Origin of the sequence: Neisseria elongata subsp. elongata (assembly GCF_900113545.1) — a bacterium.
GTDB lineage: Bacteria > Pseudomonadota > Gammaproteobacteria > Burkholderiales > Neisseriaceae > Neisseria > Neisseria elongata.
In genome coordinates, this window is the sequence record NZ_FOPS01000006.1 from 93,248 (window position 1) to 111,829 (window position 18,582).

The following is an 18,582-nucleotide window of genomic DNA, read 5'->3' on the forward strand; positions in this document are numbered from 1 at the left end:
CTTCAGTGCATCAGACAAATAAACCTGCCCAACCTTATCCCGATGCAAGCCGATCCACTATAATGGAGGCCGTCTGAAAAAACGATTGACAATAAAATCCAGCCGAAAGACCAAGCACATGACTCAAACCCCGCAAAAATACGCCCGCAGCCTGCACGCACCCATCAGCTTGGGCACAACTTCAGACGACCGCTTTATGCCCCGCGGCTACCTCGCGCATTTCGCTACTCTGCCGCAATTGGTATTGACCGAAAAGCTGGACGGGCAAAACAACTGCTTCGCCGCCCACGGTCTTTATGCCCGCAGCCATGCCGCCCCCACCCAACATCCATGGGACAAACCGCTGCTGCAACGCTGGCAGCAAATCAAAGATGACTTGGGTGACCTCGAACTTTTCGGCGAAAACATGTACGGCATCCACTCTATTGCCTATTCGCAGTTGGAAAGCTATTTTTACCTGTTTGCCGTCCGACGCGGCGGACATTGGCTGTCGTGGGAAGAAGTCAAATTCTATGCCCAGCTGTTTGACTTCCCCACCGTCCCCGAACTCCCCATCGTGCAGCCGCTTGCCGACTTCACCCAAAAATATACCGACGAAGACACCGCTTTGGAGCAATGGCTGCTCGCCAATTTAGGCGCAACATGGACAGACAGCGTGCAAACCGCAGGCAAACTCGGCGGCTACGACCCGAAAACAGGCGAAGCATGCAGCGAAGGCTTCGTCATCCGCAACGCCGCCGCCTTCGCCACCAACAACGGCAACCTGCCCGTACAGTCCAACGAGTTTGACAACCTCTTCAAACTCGTTCGCGCCAAACACGTTAAAACCGATGTGCATTGGACAAAAACTTGGAAGCCCGCCCGTCTTATCGATTATGATAAATACCATTGGCAAAGCTGGCAGTTTCAGACGGCCTGAAGTCAAACCATCCAATAATAAGAAAGACCACCATGTGGACATTCCCCCACTACACACCCGGCAAACTCCCCGACTGGCAAGCCTTGGAAGACCGCTTCAGCTGGTTTGCCGACATGAAAAACGTGCCGCAGGATCCTGAATGGCACGCGGAAGGCGATGTATTCGTCCATACCAAAATGGTGTGCGAAGCCCTGCTGCAACTGCCCGAATTCCAAGCACTCAGCGAGCAGGAGCAGCATATCTTGCTTGCCGCCGCCATGTTGCACGACGTAGAAAAACGCAGTACCACCAAGCGCGAAATCCAAGGCGGCAAAGAGCGGATTGTGTCGCCGAACCATGCCAAAAAAGGCGAATACACCGCACGCACCCTGCTTTATACCGAACTTGCGGCGCCGTTTGCCGTGCGCGAAGCGATAGCCAAACTCGTGCGTCTGCACGGGCTGCCTTTGTGGGCAATCGACAAACCGAGTCCGGAACGCGCCGCCATCGCTGCTTCTTTGCAGGTCAATACCGCCCACCTCGCCATGCTTGCCAAAGCCGACGTTCTGGGCCGCATATGCCGCGACCAACAGGATATCCTGCTGCGCATCGATTTGTTCCGCGAGTTGTGCGAAGAAAACGGCTGCTGGGGCAAAGCACGCAATTTTGCCAGCGATTACGGCCGCTATCTCTATCTCAACGGCCGCAGCGAAATGCCCGATTACCAGCCGTTTGACGACCGAACCTTTGACGTGTACGCCATGTGCGCCATAGCGGGCAGCGGCAAAGACAGTTACATCAGGCAACACCTTGCCCATCTGCCTATGCTGTCGCTGGACGACATCCGCCGCGAGCGCAAACTCGACCCCGCCGACCCGAAACACACCGCAGAAGCCGTGCGCTTGGGTAAAGAGCAGGCAAAAGAACACCTGCGCGCCCGCACGTCATTTGTCTTCAACGCCACCAACCTCAACCGCGACCTGCGCAGCAAATGGCTGCCGATGTTCGCCGACTACGGCGCGCGGGTACACCTGATTTATTTAGAAGTGCCTTACACGCAATTGCTGTCGCAAAACCGTAACCGCGAACATTCCGTGCCGAATGATGTGATACACCGCATGATCAACAAACTGGAAATCCCCGATTACAGCGAAGCGCATACGGTCGATTTTGTGGTTGAAAATTGAATATGGAGGCCGTCTGAAAAACACCTCCGCCCATCCTGATAACCGAAAACAAATAATATGCACATCACACGCAAACACCTTTTCAAATTCTTACGCCAAGCCCTTGCAATGGCGGCAACCTTCATCATCGTCAGCCTTGTCTTGGACTGGTGGCGCGCGCCAAATGTGCCGCCCGGGGCGGCCGCTTTGCCGCTGCAAACCATACAGGGGCGGCAACCCACGCTGGCCGAAGCCGGCGGAAACCGTACCGCCGTGCTGTATTTCTGGGGCTCTTGGTGCGGTATCTGCCGCCATACTTCGCCTGCGGTAGACAAACTGTCGCGCCAAGGCATTCCGGTAATCGGCGTGGCTTTGCGCTCCGGCAGCGATGAAGAAGTGGGTGCATATCTGAAAACGCACGGCTGGCAGTTTGATACAGTAAACGATGCCGACGGCGCATGGTCGGGGCAATGGCAGGTTCGGGTAACGCCGACCATCGTTTTGGTGAAAAACGGCCGCGTGCGCCACAGCACGACGGGACTGTCCGGCTATTGGGGTTTGCGCGCGCGTATCGGATTATTGGATTTGCTCGATTCTTGAGCATCAGGCAATTAAAAGAGGTCGTCTGAAACCCGATTTCAGACGACCTCTTTTGGTTTTCCGTATCCTTTTTGCCCATCATCCCCTGCAAAAACACGAAGCCGACGGCAACGTACGAACAACCGGCGCAGCAGCAAAACATCAGGCCGTCCGAACATTTTTCAGACGGCCTCTTATCCCTACTTCGGCGTATAACGTCCCGCCATCGCTTTATACACCATGTTTTCGTATTTCAGCGTTTCGTACCGCTGGTTCAACAGGTTTTGGGCGGAGCCGTATTCTGTACTCAACGCTTCCAGCCAGTATTTCAGCTCGTTTTTGCCGTGTTGGTAGCGCACTTGGTAGTAGCGGCTGTTTTTCTTGTCCAAGGCGTAACGCTGCTCTTGGTTGTTAAGCGCGGCTTGGGCGTTTTGGTAGGCGAGGTAGTTGGTGTTGACTTCGTTCAGCGCGGTGGTCAGGGCTTTTTCAAAGTCGAGTTTGGCGCTGTCGAAATTGGCTTGGGCGGTTTTGTCTTTCCACTTCATGGTCTGCCAGTTGAGGAACGGCAGGTTGATGGTGGCGGAGCCGCCCAAGAGCGGGATATTGAACGCGCTTTTGGCTTTTTCAGACGACGTACTCAAGCTCGCGCCCAAGGTAATCGAGGGATACCAACTGCGTTTTTGCGCTTCGACGGATTGGAGCGAGGATTGCAGGCGGTATTCAGCGGCGCGCAGGTCGGGGCGGTTCGCCAACACGGTAATCGGTACGTCGAGGTTCACGCCTTTGACGGACGGCAGTCGGTATTGTGCTGGGTCGGCGGCGATGGCTTCGTTGGGCTTGAGGTTGAGCAGGTTGCGTAGAACCTGTTTTTGCGTGTCGAGGCTGTTTTTCAGGGAAATCAGGTTGTTTTGCGCGCTCAAGAGCGATTGTTTCGCCTGCGTCGGCTGGCTGGAGTCGGCTCTGCCGTAGCGGAACTTGGCTTCGGCAATGCGGTTGATTTCCTGATATTGCTTGAGGGATTTTTGCGCCAATTCAATGGCTTCGTTGAGATAGGCGATGTTAAAATAGGCGTCGGCGACATTATTGATCAAAGTCAGGCGCGTATTCGCCATATCCTGCTGCGTAGCTTGGTATTCCCATACTTGCGCGTCGGCGGTGGCACTGAGTTTGCGCCACAAATCCAATTCGTAGCTCAAGCCGAGCTGGCTGCTGAAGGTGTTGCCGTGGCTGCCGGTTTTCAGGTTTTTGGATGTGGACGCACTCAACGAGCCGCTGAACGACGGCACCAAATCCGCCCCCAAAATATTCGCCTGATACAGGGCTTTATTGACGCTGATGGCCGCCTGTTTCAAATCGATATTGTTTTCCAAAGCCTGTGCCATCAGGGCGTTGAGCTGCCGGCTTTGATAGATTTCCCACCAATTGCCGTTCACGTCGTAGCGTTCGGCGGTTTCCGCCGCGCTCATGACCTGCCCCGTCGATTCGAGCGTGAGGTTTTTGTCGGTGCTGTGGACCGCGCACGCGCTTAAGGCAAGGGCGAGCGACAGGGATAATGCCGTCTGAAAAAAAGGTTTTTTCTGCATATCGTATCTTTCGGTTTAAGGTTTCAGACGACCTGAAAGGTAGCGAGGTCGTCTAAACAATCTCATCGGCTGCGTTTATTTATCGGCTAAAAACGCTTTTCGCTGTTCCGTAAAATGCCACCACGGCTTCGGTTCGTTCCCCTGCATAAAATCAACCAGCGACAGGAAAATATCGATCATGCAGGGATCGTGTCGGGTTGCGGTCAGGCTGCACAGGCGGTCGTACATTTCGTAAGCGTCCTGCCCCGCCAAATCCTGCGGCTGCGTGATGCCGAGCAAAGCCAAATCCTCCGCCACGGCTTTGCCGACATTGGGCAGGTCAGTCAATGTATTCAGCTTGCTTCGTTGTACTTTGTCGGGACTCATGTTTTAGCCTTTGGTTTTGGAGGTCGTCTGAAAACCTGAAAGCGGATGTATCAACTTGTTTTCGCGGGCAAAGCCCACGCTACTTTTGCTGCCGTCATTCCCGCCTGCACAGTAATGACGGCAAAGACATTTCTTATTTGAATTTATGTCGGATACAAGTATCCGACCGGCTTTGTTTCAGACGGCCTCTTCCCACTTAAAAAGGCCGTCTGAAACTTTAATCCTTAGACAAGGCGTCAATCGGGTTGAGTTTGGAGGCTTTGTTGGCGGGCATAAAACCGAACGCCACGCCGATAGCCGTCGAGCAGACAACCGCGCCGATGACGGAACCGATGGAAATTTCCATCGGAAACTCGGTTACGAAATGGTTGAACACAAGGCTGATGGCCGTGGACAGCCCTACTCCAACCAAGCCGCCGATGATACAGATTAAGACCGCTTCAATCAGGAATTGTTGCAGGATGTTGTTGCGCCGCGCACCGATCGCCATGCGCACGCCGATTTCTTTGGTGCGCTCGGTTACGGACACCAGCATGATGTTCATCACGCCGATACCGCCGACCACCAATGAAATCAAGGCGATGGAAGAAATCAGCAGCTTCATCGTGCCGGTGGTGGTTTCAACCATTTGCTTGATGCTGTCGCTGTTGTTCATGAAAAAGTCTTCCGTGCCGTGCCGCGTTTTGAGTAGCTCGGTCAGTCCTTTTTCGGCGACTTGGGTGTTTGCATCGTCTTTGATTTTGACGGTAATCGAGTTGGTGTGGCTCTCGCCGGTAATTTGGTGCATCACGGTCGTATAGGGCGACCAGAGCATCAATACATCAACGTTGCCGAAAGAATTTTCCTCTTTTTTCATCACGCCGATGACGGTCAGCGGGCGTTTTCTGAAGAGAATTGTTTTACCCAAAGGATCGGTGTCTTCGCCGAAAAGTTTGTTTTTGGTGTTTTGGTCGATCACGACGACTTGCGCGTCTTCTTTGACATCGCTCTCGTCAAACAGACGGCCTGATTCCAGCTTTAGCCCGCGCACGTCGAAATATTGTTCGCCCACGCCGTACAGCGAGGCGGTCAGGTCCGTGTTGCGGTAGGTCAGCGTACCGCCGGAGGTGGTTTGCGGCGTAGCGGAAGCGACATAGCTTTGTTTGGCGATAACTTTTGCGTCGTCAATGGTGAGGGTTTTAATCCTGCCGCTGCGCCTGTCGCCGAAACCGCGTCCGGGGAAGATGCTGATGGTGTTCGTCCCCATCGCGCTGATGTCTGCGAGGATTTTCTTCTCAGAGCCGTTGCCCAAAGCGACGACGGACACGACCGACGCAATGCCGATGATGATGCCGAGCATGGTCAGGAGCGAACGCATTTTGTGCGCCATAATCGCCTGCACCGACATTTTGAAGGCTTCGACGAATTGGTCGTAATAAAACAGCCACGAAGATTTTTCTTTGATGCGTTCTATTTTGCTTTCAGGGATTTCGGGATTTTTTGAAGTGTCGGAGATGATTTCGCCGTCGCGGATTTCGATGATGCGGTTGGCGATGGCGGCGATACCGGGATCGTGCGTCACCATAATCACGGTATGCCCTTCTTTATGCAGCTTTTGGATGATTTCGATTACGTTTTTGCCGCTGGCGGTATCGAGCGCGCCGGTCGGTTCGTCGGCGAAGATGATTTCGCCGCCGTTCATCAGGGCGCGGGCGATGGAGACGCGTTGCTGCTGACCGCCGGAAAGTTCGCTGGGTTTGTTGCCTTCCTTGCCTTCCAAACCCAAATCCTGCAACAGTTTTTCCGCACGATTAGAACGCTCTTTGCCGCCCATACCCATATACACGGCAGGCAGGGCAACGTTGTCCCGCGCCGTCAGCGAGCCTAACAAGTTGTAGCGTTGGAAAATAAAGCCGAAGCGTTCGCGCCGCAATGCCGCCAGTTCGTCCGGCTCCATTTTGGCGGTTTCGATGCCGTCGATTTGATACGAACCTGAAGTCGCGCTATCCAAACAGCCGAGGATGTTCATCAGCGTGGATTTGCCCGAACCGGACTGCCCGATGATGGCGACGAAATCGCCCTTCTCTATCGACAGGCTGACATCTTTCAAAACATGAACACGGTTCGCGCCGCTGCCGAAGTAGCGGTTGATGTTTTTACATTCGATTAAGCTCATAAGTGTTTCCGACCGATAATGATGTAGGGAGTGGAAAGGCCGTCTGAAAGGGGAGTTTTGCTCAGAAACAAAACTTTCAGACGACCTGTTGCCTATTTATCTCGGCGGCCCCTGCATGGCGCGTTGCGCCGCTTCAGCCTGCTCCGCCGCGCTCATTTCCGACATCACCACCTTGTCGCCTTCTTTCAAACCGCTTTTGACTTCGGTATTCATACTGTCTTTCAAACCGACCGTAATCTCGCGTTCCGAAGCTTTACCGTCCGCGCCCAAAACGCTGACAAACGATTTGCCATCGTGTTTTTTAATCGTCAGCGTCGGCACGAGCAAAACGTTTTTCACGCTGTTGATTTCAATCGTATTCTGCGTCGTCATACCGATAGAAAGTTTGCCGTCGGGATTAGGCACCAAAGCGCGGGCGTAGTAGTAAATCGCATTGGAGGTCGTGTCCGTGCTGGTGGTATAGCTGCCCAGCGACATCGTAGTCAAACCCGGATCGACGCTATCGAGCTTCGCCTTAATCGGCGTATCCGGTTCGGACAAAATCGTAAACGAAATATCCTGCCCCGCCTTCACCTTCGTAATATCGCCTTCGGCAATCTGCATTTTGTTCAACATCGTATCCAGATTCGCCAACTGGATAATCGTCGGCGTGGACTGCACCGCGTTCACGGTCTGCCCCTCTTCCACCGGAATCGCCACCACCGTACCGTCCATCGTCGCAACAATGCGGGTATAGCCCAATTCCGACTCGGCAGTATTGATGGAGATTTTGGTTTGCTTGATGGCAGCCTTCAGCTCGGCAACATTCGCCTTAGCCGCAGCCAACGCATCCTGCGCACTTTCCAAATCCTCTTTGGACGTCGCGTTTTCCTTCCATAAAGCCGCTTCACGCTTGTATTTCTTCTCCGCACTGTTCAGCGCAATTCCGGCAGAAACCAATTTCGCCTGATACGTTTCCAGCTTGGATTTTTCCGTATTCAGCGTGTTCACCTGAGTGGTCGAATTGATTTCCGCAATCAAATCGCCCTTTTTAACCTGCTGCCCGAGCTTGACGTACAGCTTCTTAATCTGCCCCGAAGCCTGCGCGCCCACCGACACCAAGTTCGACGGCGAAATCTCGCCCGTAGCCGATACCGTCTGGCTAATGTCGCCGCGTTTGACCGTTTCCGTGATGTAAGAAGTTTGAGGTTCGGGTTGGAAATAAGACCATACGCTATAGGCTGCAACCAATGCGACTGCCGGAATCGCAATCCATTTCACAGTTTTTTTCATCATTGACAACTGCTTTCTTCCAAATTCGGTTTAGATTCAAGAAAAACGGCAGAAAGTGTACTTTAAAGCCGGGAGGCAGCCAAGCAGCCAAACCACGCAAGAACCCTATTACCTCATTGTCTCAAAAGTATTTTTACTTTTTTTGATTTACACGAAGCCGAATAACTTTACATATAACACAATGATACCGCTTACATAGCGCATCCATATGCCGGCCGATAGATACGATGCTTAAGGCATTTCCGTTGTTTCACTGCAACGGAAACGGATTTTCCAATACGCCGATTATCACTCAAAAAAACCGCCTGTCATCTACTTACCCGCTCCAGCCCTAAACTAAACGGAAGTTCGCTATAATTACGCAGTTGCACTGCAACAGGTCAGCCTAATACATCACATTAAACGGCGGCTTTCACATTACAGGTTGAAACATGATGAACAAACATTCTCTACATGGCTTTACTTTGATTGAGGCAATGATTGCCGTTGCCATTGTGGCTATTCTTGCTGCAATCGCTTTTCCCTCTTATGACAGGTTCGTCCGCAGCTCCCGTTTGGAAAATGCCCGTGCCGATTTGTTGAACAATGCACAGCGATTAGAGCGCTATTATGCTCAAAATCGTAAATTTACCGACTTTGACAATTTGAAAAACGACAACCGTTTTTTCACCATTGAGGGCTCTTACGAAGCCAACCATTTTACTTTGACAGCCAAACCCAACAGTACCAGCAACAGCAATGAAAGCCGGTTCCTGCAGTTAGATGACAGCGGCACCGTCGTCATCTGCGAAGCTGCTGATAAATGCGTAATGTATTGATAAAATTATCCTTTACAAATCATACTAAATACAGAATACTGCCGATTCGCTTTTACTCATTTTAAAGGGGGAATAAAATGAATCGGCAGTATTCCATTTCCGGCTTCAGTTTGTATGAAATATTGTTTGCCGTTGCGGTGACGGCTGTTTTGGCTGCCATTGCCCTGCCTGCCTATCAGCGTTATGTCAAAGACGCCCGATTAAAACAGGCGGCTTCGGCCTTGCAGAACAATGCACATGCACTCGAACGCTTTTATGCCCAGCATAAAAGTTTTAAAAAGAATTCGACTACTTGGGCTGATTTGGCTGTCAAACAAAATGACTATTTCTGCTTCAGGATGCAGGGAAATGCACGCGGTGCCCTTCCGGACAACTTTACCGTCAAAGCTGTCGCCTTAAACAAAGACAGCGAACCGAGGGTATTGAAAATCAATCAGGATATGATACTGACACTCTGCGAAACCAGCACTTCTTCCTGTTCGGAAAGCAATACTTATTTCAGCAACGCCAACGGCACCGACAGCAATTGCATCATTTATGAATGAAAAACGTACGGAAAATATTAAAGAGGCCGTCTGAAACTTTATTTTCAGACGGCCTCTTGTTTATGCAGGTATATCTCAGTTTTCCGCTATGGCAAACGCCAAAACATGATTATCCTCATCGCTTAGGCTCAAATGCACGCGGCGGATGCCTTGCTCGTCCAACCAGTTTTGCAGCGGTGCGGCGTAGAAATATTCGGGCTTGCCCAACACATCGTGGCCGATGCCGATATGTTGTAGTGAGACCGCTCCCCGAATGCCGGTGCCGACCGCTTTGGCAAAAGCCTCTTTGGCGGCAAACCGTTTGGCCAAAAAAACCGACGGCCGCACGGCAGCGGAAAACTCCGTTAATTCCACCGGATGCAGGATACGTTCGGCAAACGCACGGCCGTATTTCTGATGCAGCTTTTCAATACGCTTCACATCGGTCAAATCGGTACCTATTCCGTAAATCATCTTCATCCTTTTCTGTCGTTTGCCTAGCATCCGTTATGGGCACTTCACACCGTCTGAAACCAATTTAACCGTTTCAGACGGCCTTCATCTTCAGTCTTTGGCTGTTTTATGAAATCTCTGTGACTGGCGCAGCCATTCCGGCTTGACGATGCCCTGCAGTTTATTGGCCGGCAGGGTAAAGTAGGCCGTATCCACATAGCCGCCGAGGGAATAGGGATTAAAGGCGAAATAGAGGCCGTTTTTATCCAAAGCCCAGTTAAAATCCGTTTTTTGATAATCTTGATCGAAACCGGAAGGCAGCATTTCCAAGGCTTCTTGGCGGTTTTGAGCTTTGCCTGCCGCCACATATTCATTAGCCACTCCTTCTTTTACCAAGGCAATGAATGTGGCTTTCTTGCCGGGCAGAAGGATGTCGTCCGTTGTCAGTTTTTCTACTTTGCCCCGACGCGGAACCGTGCTGAAATATTCGCCGCCATTGCCATGCGCGCCGCCGCCGTAAATCCACATATTGGTGCGTATGGTTAAGTAGTCGGGCGAATAGCCGAACAAGGTGTTGCCCGCAATGTATTCCAAACGCAGGTATTTACCCTCGTCGTCCTTGGTTTCATCTACTGTTTCTTTCAATTTTTTCCGCACATGGCTTGGCGAGAAATCTGCCAGCTCTAATTCGTCAAGACCGTCATACAACAAGCCGTCGGAGAATGCCGTCAGGGCCTGTTCGGCAAACATCAGGCGGGTTATCTCGATTTTTCCGCATTCCTGTTTTTCAGACGGCCTTGGGCAGTATTCCGCTTTAACGGTTTCGCTTTTGGTTTTCGGCGTTTGCGCCAAAGCCGGAACGGCAGCGGCCAAAAGCAGGGAAATTAGAATTTTCTGCATTTTTTCCTCACAATTAACAGCAGTTTCACTTTTCAGACGGCCTGCCTTTGAAATACGGCAGGCCATTCGTTTACTTCAACGGACGGATGCCGACGGCGTCGCGTACTTTGTCCAGCAGTTCGCGCGCTTCTTTCCGCGCTTTGGCTGCGCCTGCCTGCAGGATGTCTTCGATTTGCGAAGGGTTGGCGGTCAGCTCGTTGTAGCGTTCGCGCGGTTCTGCCAGTTCGGCGTTGATTTTGGCGGCCAAGAGTTTTTTGGCTTCGCCCCATGCCAAGCCTTCGGCAAGCATTTGTGTGAACGCTGCGGTTTCAGTCGGCGTGGAGAAGGCTTTGTAGATTTCAAACAAGGGGCTTTCGTCAGGCTGTTTCGGCTCGCCCGGCTCTTTCATGTTGGTGATGATTTTGTTGACCGATTTTTGGGTTTTCTTGTCGTTTTCCCAAAGCGGAATGGTGTTGCCGTAGGATTTGGACATTTTGCGTCCGTCCAAACCGACCAAGAGTTCGACGTTTTCGTCGATTTTCACTTCGGGCAGGGTGAAGACTTCTTTGAAGCGGTGGTTGAAGCGTCCGGCGATGTCGCGCGCCATTTCGACGTGTTGGATTTGGTCGCGGCCGACGGGCACTTCGTTGGCGTTGAACATGAGGATGTCGGCGGTCATCAGGATGGGGTAGCTGTACAGACCCATTTCTACGCCGTGGTCGGAGTCTTCCTGATTGTTTTCAGCGTTTGCCTGCACGGCGGCTTTGTAGGCATGGGCGCGGTTCATCAGGCCTTTGGCGGTGATGCAGGTCAGAATCCAGTTCAATTCCATCACTTCGGGAATGTCGCTTTGGCGGTAGAAGGTGGTGCGCTCGGGGTCGAGTCCGCAGGCCAGCCAAGTGGCGGCAACGGCTTGGGTGGATTGGTGAATCATCTCCGGCTCGTGGCATTTGATGATGCCGTGGTAGTCGGCGAGGAAGAGGAAGGATTCGGTATCGGGGTTTTGCGCCGCGCGGACGGCAGGGCGGATGGCGCCGACGTAGTTGCCCAGATGCGGGATGCCGGTGGTGGTTACGCCGGTGAGGACGCGTTTCTTGCTCATTGTGTAATCCTTCTTGCTGTGCCGCGCGGTGTGCCTTTTTTCAGACGGCCTCCCTATATATTTTGGCCGTCTGAAAAACGCTTCAGACGCACGGCTGTTCGGTAAAGCGGGGATTGTAGCAGATTCGGCCGCCTGCCCGCGCGGCATCTGTCGGTGGTTTCCTGCCGCGATTGGTATATAATCCGCCGCTTTATACAGTTTTCAGACGGCCTCCCCTGCAAAAATGCAGCCGCTGTGCGGTGTTATGTTTTTCAGACGGCCTTTCGGATGGTAAAAGATGGCTCGATCAAACCAAACCCAAATGACTCCCGAAGAATGGCGTGCCAGCACTTCGTTGTCGGGTGTGTACGCATTGCGGATGCTGGGGATGTTTCTGGTGCTGCCCGTGCTGGCATTGTATGCCGACGGCCTGCCCGGCGCGGACAACAACAAAACCCTGGTCGGCCTGGCCGTGGGCATGTACGGCCTGACGCAGGCTTTGATGCAGCTTCCGCTGGGCATCGCTTCCGACCGTTTCGGCCGGAAGAAAACCATTTATTTCGGCCTGCTGCTGTTTGCCGCCGGCAGTTTTCTTGCCGCTTCGGCCGATTCGCTGGAAATGCTCGTCATCGGCCGCGCATTGCAGGGCGCAGGGGCGGTGAGTGCCGCGGTAACCGCGCTGCTGGCCGACCTGACGCGTGAGGAAGTCCGCACCCGTTCGATGGCGATGATAGGCTTGAGCATAGGCATTACCTTCTCCGCCAGCCTGATTCTTTCTCCGATGCTGACCAGCGTCATCGGTGTGAAAGGCCTGTTTATCATGACGGGCCTGCTGACCTTGTCCAGCATGGCCGTGGTGGCGTTTTGGACACCCGACCCCGCCGTGTCCAAACTGCACGAAGACGCGCAGGCGCAGCCGTCCCGTTTCGGTGAAGTGTTTGCCGACCGCCGCCTGATGAGCCTCAATTTCGGCATCTTCGCCCTGCATTGCGGCATGATGGCTCTGTTTACCACCCTGCCCTTCATCATGGTCGATTTGGGCTTGGACAAAACCGTACATTGGAAAATTTATTTCCCCGCCACCCTGCTCGGCCTGATACTGATGGTTCCCGCGATTATCGTCGGCGAAACGCGCAACCGTCTCAAACAGGTTTTCATCTCCGGCATCGTGCTGATCCTCGCCGCCCTTACCGGCCTAATGCTGTCATTGCACTCCCTGTGGCTGATTGCCGCCTGCCTGATTGTGTACTTTATCGGTTTCAACATCTTGGAAGCCAGCCAGCCGTCCATGGTTTCCAAAATCGCCCCCGCCGATTTGAAAGGCACGGCCATGGGCGTGTACAACACCCTGCAATCGGTAGGCCTGCTCTGCGGCGGACTGATAGGCGGCACGCTCTACCAAAATTACGGCATGTACGCCGTCCTCTCGTTTACACTCGTATTGACCGCCGCCTGGCTGGTCAGCGCCATTCTCAGCCCCGCACCGAAACCGGTTAAAAACATTGCCTTTAAAATCGGCACATCTTGGCACGGAAGGCAGGAAGCCCTACACTTCGCACTCGGCAAGGTAGCCGGCGTGGAGCACATCAGCTTCAGCAGCGACGGCGAAACCGTCTACATCAAAGCCCTGCAAAAAGGTTTCGACGAAGCCGCAGCCAAAAACATCATCTCAGGAGTATAAAAAATGTCCCTAAACAAAGTCATCCTTATCGGCAACCTCGGCCGCGACCCCGAAGTGCGCTACATGCCCAACGGCGAGGCCGTCTGCAACTTTTCCATCGCCACCAGCGAAACATGGAACGACCGCCAAACCGGACAGCGCCAGGAACGCACCGAATGGCACAACATCACCCTCTACCGCCGCTTGGCCGAAGTAGCGGGACAATACCTGAGAAAAGGCAGCCAGGTTTACATCGAAGGCCGCATCCAAAGCCGCAAATACACTGGTAAAGACGGCATCGAGCGCACAGCCTACGACATCATCGGCAGCGAAATGAAAATGCTCGGCGGACGGCAAAGCAGCGGCAGCAGTGCGCCTTACGACGAAGGCTACCAGCCTGTACCGCAACAACAATATCAGCAACAGCCCTACCAAGCACAACAGCAGCCCGCCTACAACAGCGAGCCGCCCGCCGCGCCGCGCCGCCAAACTCCGGCCGCACCCGCCCAGCCTGTAGATGACATCGATGACGACATCCCGTTCTGAGTTACATATAAGAAAAATATGTAAAATATAATTCAAAAGCACCAATAGAAGCCCTTTAAAACAAGGCTTCTATTTTTTTACATTAATCTTTACAGATTGCATTGAATTCGTTAGTATTTATATATATTAATTTTGTAAATTTAAGCATAATGTATAAATTGGAGACAGTCCTTTTCCAAAATGGAGAACGTTTTCCCCTTTTGGTTAACAAGGAAACAGGGATACCTGATTTCTATTCGACGTTATGGGTTACAGTAGAACTGCGGTAACGCCTAATGACCAGCCTCCTTGTCCGAATGATACGGCAGCACCTGCGTTCCAGCCGCTGCTTTTGTTGTTGCTGCGTTCGCTGCTGCTTTGTTCGGCGGATTGGAGTGTGATGTCGTTATCGGCAATCAGGCCGGTTCCTGCTTTACCTGAAACATCCGATCCTGTGATGTTGATATTGGATTGTTTGCCTGCACCTCCGGCAATAAGGGTAGTTTTACCGCCTGCTTGAATTTGGCTGGCTTGGGCTTGATTTACTTGAACTTGGGTGGTTTGTCGGTTTTGCTGTTCGCCGTAGGTTATGGAAATGCTGACTTCTGCTGCTGCAACCGCTGCTTCTAAATACCGCTTGGGCAAGGATATACGCGGTTTTTTGTCATGTGCTTAATTCTTCTTGCTTGGTTTTTTCGGTGAGTTGATTTTCTTTTTTTACACAGGCAATAGGCACTTGGCGGTGCATGGGATTGATACCACAACCAAGTGATAGCACCAGCTGCTTCGCTTTCGTTATATGGCTCACTGGGATAGAGCTTGGGTGAGAGGATGTTTAGGGGGGAGTGGGCATAGTTTAGAGTTACGATTAGTTAAAGTAAAAAGGAAAGGTAAGTGGTTTTAAGGCAGCCTGAAACGGAGTTCAGCGAAACCAAAACCGCGTGTGCATGAATGCACATCCTACCATTTCACTTTTTTGGTTGGTTACACAGGCTATGCTGGTTAGTAGTGCCAGTTAATCTACATCTTGATAAAGTTTATCTATAAAACTATCAAAATCAGGTGCGATGGGAACTGTAATCATCTTGGTATTACCTAGTTCATCTTCGTAAAATTCATCATGATACATAAGTACGATGGATGGATTACTTGAATTTTTACGGTAATCGAAACAAATATAATCGCCATTTGCACTTATTCCAAATGCAACAACTTGGTTTCCATAGCCATATTCATCATCAATGCATGAATAGGTATAGATATTTTCATGACAGGAGGCATCTTTTTTATATCCTAAAAATAAAATATTTCTGTCATCTGTATTCTTATTATTATCAATAAAAATAAAACAATCTTCTTCGGGATATAAATAATCATGTTCACTTATCAAATATATATACAATCTAGGGAATGTTACACCTAAATTTTCTGCAAATTTTTCAATGATTGAAGCAGAAACTTTTCCTTCATCTCTCCAGATATTTAATTTTTTCATTATTCATTTCCTTGATTAACGTCCTTTTTTTAATGTATTTTGACCAGTATGTCTAACTGCATCATGTATTTCCAATGGTACTAGCTGCATGTTATTTGGTGCACTTTGTGCATTATGATGCCAAATATATCCATTAATAGTCCGTTTTCCAGCCATAATATCTTCTAACTGTGTGCTAGTAAAATTTGATTTAGGAATTACCCCCTTTTCTATTGCATCTCGCAAGCTTCTTGTAGCCGCTCTCATTTGTCTGGTAGTTGATAAAGAAGTATCTAATCGTGTGGTAAATTTCGCTACATTATCAAAAATAGGCAAACCACGGCTATCATAAGCGATATTAGCTACCAAACTTTTCCCTGAAACAGGGTCTTTATAATCTACACGAACTGATTTTCCACTTAAATTGGAGGTAACAGTTGAAGTATAATCAGATTTATTTTGATTGTTTACACTCTGTTGTGGTTTCCGAGGGACTGTTGTAGATGTAATATTTTCTGCCCCATATCTTTTTTCCAGTTCAGCTCGAATTTGTCTCGAATCATAAGGCAGATCAACTCCACTGCGGGCTTGATCTATTGCGGCCTTCATTTTTTCTGTATTTTTAGCGGCTTTGGCTGCCTGATAAGCTTTTTCGGCTTGATGGACTTTTCTGGCAGCATCTCCATAAAGTGGGATTATTCCTACAGTAGCAAAGAAATAATCGCCTTTGGTTTCTGCTTCTGCAAAACCTTTTATATCTCCGATAACTGGAATAAAGTCAATCAAAAAGTTAATAGCCTGGAGTTGTTCTGTTTGTAATTGCGAATAAGCGGCAGGATCTTCTTTCATTAAAGCCTGATCTTTTTTCCAAGCAGAATATGATATACCCACTGAATTATTCTCTACCGCATTCTGCCCAACCGCCCCTCCGGTTTGCGCGTCTACCGGCGTGCCTCCTATGGCCGCTCCTGTTAGCGATGCAATCACCCCGCTCTTTGATTTGATTTCTTCTTTGATATGCTCCGGCAACAGGTTGGCATTGAACTCGCCTGTTTGCGGATCGATTGCGGTTTTACCGTCGTTATACCGTTGGGCAAGATGTTCCGCTGCCTTTTCAGCTGCAACTGCTGCCGAGCCGCCGGCAGCAAAATTACCACCGTTGACGCGGGCGATAGTTGCACCTAAAAGGAAATGTCCGATTGCCTGAGCGGTTTCATTTTTGTTTTCACCGTGTCCAAATGTCCTGCCTATTGCTTCGGAGGCATAGGGCGCAGCGGCATTGACTGCGCTTTGCAACCCGCTGGATCGGCGGCGTTAAACAAAGGCTGAGACCTTTGCAAAATCCCCCCCAAATCCCCTAAATTCCCACCAAGACATTTAGGGGATTTCTCATGAGCACCTTCTTCCAACAAACCGCACAAGCCATGATTGCCAAACACATCGACCGCTTCCCACTATTGAAGTTGGATCAGGTGATTGATTGGCAACCGATCGAACAATACCTGAATCGTTAAAGAACCCGTTACCTTCGCGACCACCGCGGCCGTCCCGCCTATCCCCTGTTATCCATGTTCAAAGCCGTCCTGCTCGGCCAATGGCACAGCCTCTCCGATCCCGAACTCGAACACAGCCTCATCACCCGCATCGATTTCAACCTGTTTTGCCGTTTCGACGAACTGAGCATCCCCGATTACAGCACCTTATGCCGCTATCGCAACTGGCTGGCGCAAGACGACACCCTGTCCGAATTGCTGGAACTGATTAACCGACAACTGGCCGAAAAAAACCTAAAAGTAGAGAAAGCATCCGCCGCCGTCATTGATGCCACCATTATTCAGACCGCCGGCAGCAAACAGCGTCAGGCCATAGAAGTTGATGAGGAAGGACAAGTCAGTGGACAAACCACACCGAGTAAAGACAGCGATGCCCGCTGGACAAAGAAAAACGGCCTCTACAAACTCGGTTACAAACAACATACCCGTACCGATGGGGAAGGCTATATCGAGAAACTGCACATCACTCCCGCCAATACCCATGAGTGCAACCACCTGTCGCCTTTGCTGGAAGGCATTGCCGAAGGTACAACCGTCTATGCCAATAAAGGCTACGACAGTGCGGAAAACCGGCAACATCTGAAAGAGCATCAGTTGTTAGACGGCATTATGCGCAAAGCCCACCGCAACCATCCGCTGACGGAAGCGCAAACCAAACGCAACCGATATTTGTCGAAGACCCGTTATGTGATCGAACAAAGCTTCGGTACGCTGCACCGTAAATTCCGCTACGCCCGGGCAGCCTACTTCGGACTGATTAAAGTGAGTGCGCAAAGCCATCTGAAGGCGATGTGTTTGACCACCAAGTAGACCGGTCGCGAGGGTGGTGCCGGCATTAAGGGCACGGCTATGTTTACCTCCTACCCCCCAATTTTGGGCTTCGGCATCAGCTTTGCGATAGGCTTCTGAGTAGTTGATGAGAATATTTTGCCGTCCAGTTTCATCCAATTTGGTGTAGGCTTCATAGCTACCGTCATTTTGGGCTTTCAGACGGTCTTCAAACTCCGCTTCGGCTTTGGCTTTATTTTCTGCAGCAGTTTTTTGGCGATTACTGCTGAAAGTGTGCGTAGCGGATACTATATCGGAAGTTGCTTTAGCCACAATCTGTTGTTTTTCAGTAATTTTGGCTAAATCGGGTAGAGCCGCAACAGCACGGTGTGCGTTGCTGCTGTCACTGTTGATACCCAGTTCTTGCGTGGTGGTCTCTTTGCCGCCGATGTTCAGACGGCCTTCGCTCAGGGTAGCATAAGTGGTGCTGTTGTCGCCGCCTTTTTCATATTGCGGCAAGCCGGGGTTGAAGTCGGTACCATTTTTGCCTGCAGAGCGTGCAAATGCTTTACCTAAGTTTGTTTGACGGAAATCGGCGTTGTAGGGGTTCTTAGAGGGGTTGTCGCTACCGTAACTGCCGCTCAAACTGACATTGGATGCGCTATAACTGCTTTGGTTTTGAATATTTTCAAAAGTAAGACGTTTGGCAGTTAATTCATTTTGCTCCTTCGGCGCGGTAGAGGTAATGGCTCCGCCTTTTAGATGTACGCTGCCGGCCTCGATGTGGTAGCCGCCTTCTCCTGCAAAAAGTCCGGATTGGATAGCCGC

At 51.0% G+C, this 18,582-nt stretch carries 16 protein-coding genes and 2 pseudogenes; 8 read left to right on the forward strand and 10 right to left on the reverse strand.

All coding sequences use genetic code 11. From position 1 onward, the window contains the following. Positions 1-118: 118 nt before the first annotated feature. From BM261_RS07365 to BM261_RS07375, 3 genes are read left to right on the forward strand one after another with little or no spacing between them, the layout of a single operon-like run. Positions 119-919, forward strand: a complete 801-nt coding sequence (locus BM261_RS07365; protein ID WP_074896982.1) for an RNA ligase family protein — start codon at positions 119-121, stop codon at positions 917-919. A gap of 32 nt (positions 920-951) precedes the next feature. Then, the gene (locus BM261_RS07370) at positions 952-2,085 is read left to right on the forward strand and encodes an AAA family ATPase (RefSeq protein WP_074896984.1); all 1,134 of its coding nucleotides are present in this window, start codon (positions 952-954) and stop codon (positions 2,083-2,085) included. A 57-nt stretch (positions 2,086-2,142) separates the two neighbouring features. Further along, entirely contained in the window at positions 2,143-2,664 is a 522-nt protein-coding gene (locus BM261_RS07375; protein WP_074896987.1) for a protein disulfide oxidoreductase, read from the forward strand. 179 nt (positions 2,665-2,843) lie between these two features. On the opposite strand, the gene BM261_RS07380 is transcribed toward BM261_RS07375, so the two are convergent. The 4 genes from BM261_RS07380 to BM261_RS07400 all read right to left on the reverse strand — a co-directional run bounded on the left by BM261_RS07380 (position 2,844) and on the right by BM261_RS07400 (position 8,019). After that, the gene (locus BM261_RS07380) at positions 2,844-4,226 is read right to left on the reverse strand and encodes a TolC family protein (protein WP_074896990.1); all 1,383 of its coding nucleotides are present in this window, start codon (positions 4,224-4,226) and stop codon (positions 2,844-2,846) included. 75 nt (positions 4,227-4,301) lie between these two features. Beyond that, positions 4,302-4,592, reverse strand: coding sequence for a helix-hairpin-helix domain-containing protein (locus BM261_RS07385; protein ID WP_074896993.1), 291 nt, complete (start codon positions 4,590-4,592; stop codon positions 4,302-4,304). A gap of 217 nt (positions 4,593-4,809) precedes the next feature. Next, the gene (locus BM261_RS07395) at positions 4,810-6,747 is read right to left on the reverse strand and encodes a MacB family efflux pump subunit (RefSeq protein WP_074896997.1); all 1,938 of its coding nucleotides are present in this window, start codon (positions 6,745-6,747) and stop codon (positions 4,810-4,812) included. A gap of 96 nt (positions 6,748-6,843) precedes the next feature. Further along, on the reverse strand, positions 6,844-8,019 hold the full coding sequence (locus BM261_RS07400) for a MacA family efflux pump subunit (protein ID WP_074897136.1): 1,176 nt from the start codon (positions 8,017-8,019) through the stop codon (positions 6,844-6,846). Positions 8,020-8,450: 431 nt separating this feature from the next. On the opposite strand from BM261_RS07400, the gene BM261_RS07405 reads away from it, so the two are divergent. Further along, positions 8,451-8,837 (forward strand): type IV pilin protein, encoded by a 387-nt coding sequence (locus tag BM261_RS07405; RefSeq protein ID WP_074897000.1) that lies wholly within the window; start codon positions 8,451-8,453, stop codon positions 8,835-8,837. Positions 8,838-8,914: 77 nt separating this feature from the next. Next, entirely contained in the window at positions 8,915-9,382 is a 468-nt protein-coding gene (locus tag BM261_RS07410; protein ID WP_074897003.1) for a type IV pilin protein, read from the forward strand. A 75-nt stretch (positions 9,383-9,457) separates the two neighbouring features. Here BM261_RS07410 and acpS read toward each other — a convergent pair whose 3' ends face one another. From acpS to trpS, 3 genes are all read right to left on the reverse strand, one after another. Next, the gene (gene acpS, locus BM261_RS07415) at positions 9,458-9,835 is read right to left on the reverse strand and encodes a holo-ACP synthase (protein WP_074897006.1); all 378 of its coding nucleotides are present in this window, start codon (positions 9,833-9,835) and stop codon (positions 9,458-9,460) included. A gap of 90 nt (positions 9,836-9,925) precedes the next feature. Then, complete coding sequence (locus tag BM261_RS07420) at positions 9,926-10,714, reverse strand: RsiV family protein (protein WP_074897138.1); 789 nt, start codon at positions 10,712-10,714, stop codon at positions 9,926-9,928. Between the two features lie 70 nt (positions 10,715-10,784). Beyond that, positions 10,785-11,795: a tryptophan--tRNA ligase gene (gene trpS / locus BM261_RS07425; RefSeq protein WP_074897010.1), complete on the reverse strand. Its 1,011-nt coding sequence runs from the start codon at positions 11,793-11,795 to the stop codon at positions 10,785-10,787. A 277-nt stretch (positions 11,796-12,072) separates the two neighbouring features. Here trpS and BM261_RS07430 point away from each other — a divergent pair, with 277 nt between their 5' ends. Continuing rightward, positions 12,073-13,455, forward strand: coding sequence for an MFS transporter (locus tag BM261_RS07430; RefSeq protein WP_074897013.1), 1,383 nt, complete (start codon positions 12,073-12,075; stop codon positions 13,453-13,455). 3 nt (positions 13,456-13,458) lie between these two features. After that, positions 13,459-13,980 (forward strand): single-stranded DNA-binding protein, encoded by a 522-nt coding sequence (locus BM261_RS07435; protein ID WP_074897016.1) that lies wholly within the window; start codon positions 13,459-13,461, stop codon positions 13,978-13,980. Between the two features lie 261 nt (positions 13,981-14,241). Here the strand turns inward: BM261_RS07435 and BM261_RS07440 are convergent. From BM261_RS07440 to BM261_RS07455, 3 genes and pseudogenes are all read right to left on the reverse strand, one after another. After that, positions 14,242-14,571: pseudogene (locus BM261_RS07440) on the reverse strand (hemagglutinin repeat-containing protein); the annotation flags it as partial. A 403-nt stretch (positions 14,572-14,974) separates the two neighbouring features. After that, positions 14,975-15,454, reverse strand: a complete 480-nt coding sequence (locus BM261_RS07450; RefSeq protein ID WP_074897022.1) for an SMI1/KNR4 family protein — start codon at positions 15,452-15,454, stop codon at positions 14,975-14,977. Between the two features lie 15 nt (positions 15,455-15,469). Next, complete coding sequence (locus BM261_RS07455; RefSeq protein ID WP_074897026.1) at positions 15,470-16,729, reverse strand: HNH endonuclease; 1,260 nt, start codon at positions 16,727-16,729, stop codon at positions 15,470-15,472. A 95-nt stretch (positions 16,730-16,824) separates the two neighbouring features. Here BM261_RS07455 and BM261_RS07460 point away from each other — a divergent pair. Next, positions 16,825-17,796, forward strand: a pseudogene (locus BM261_RS07460) (IS5 family transposase). Positions 17,797-18,582: the final 786 nt, after the last annotated feature.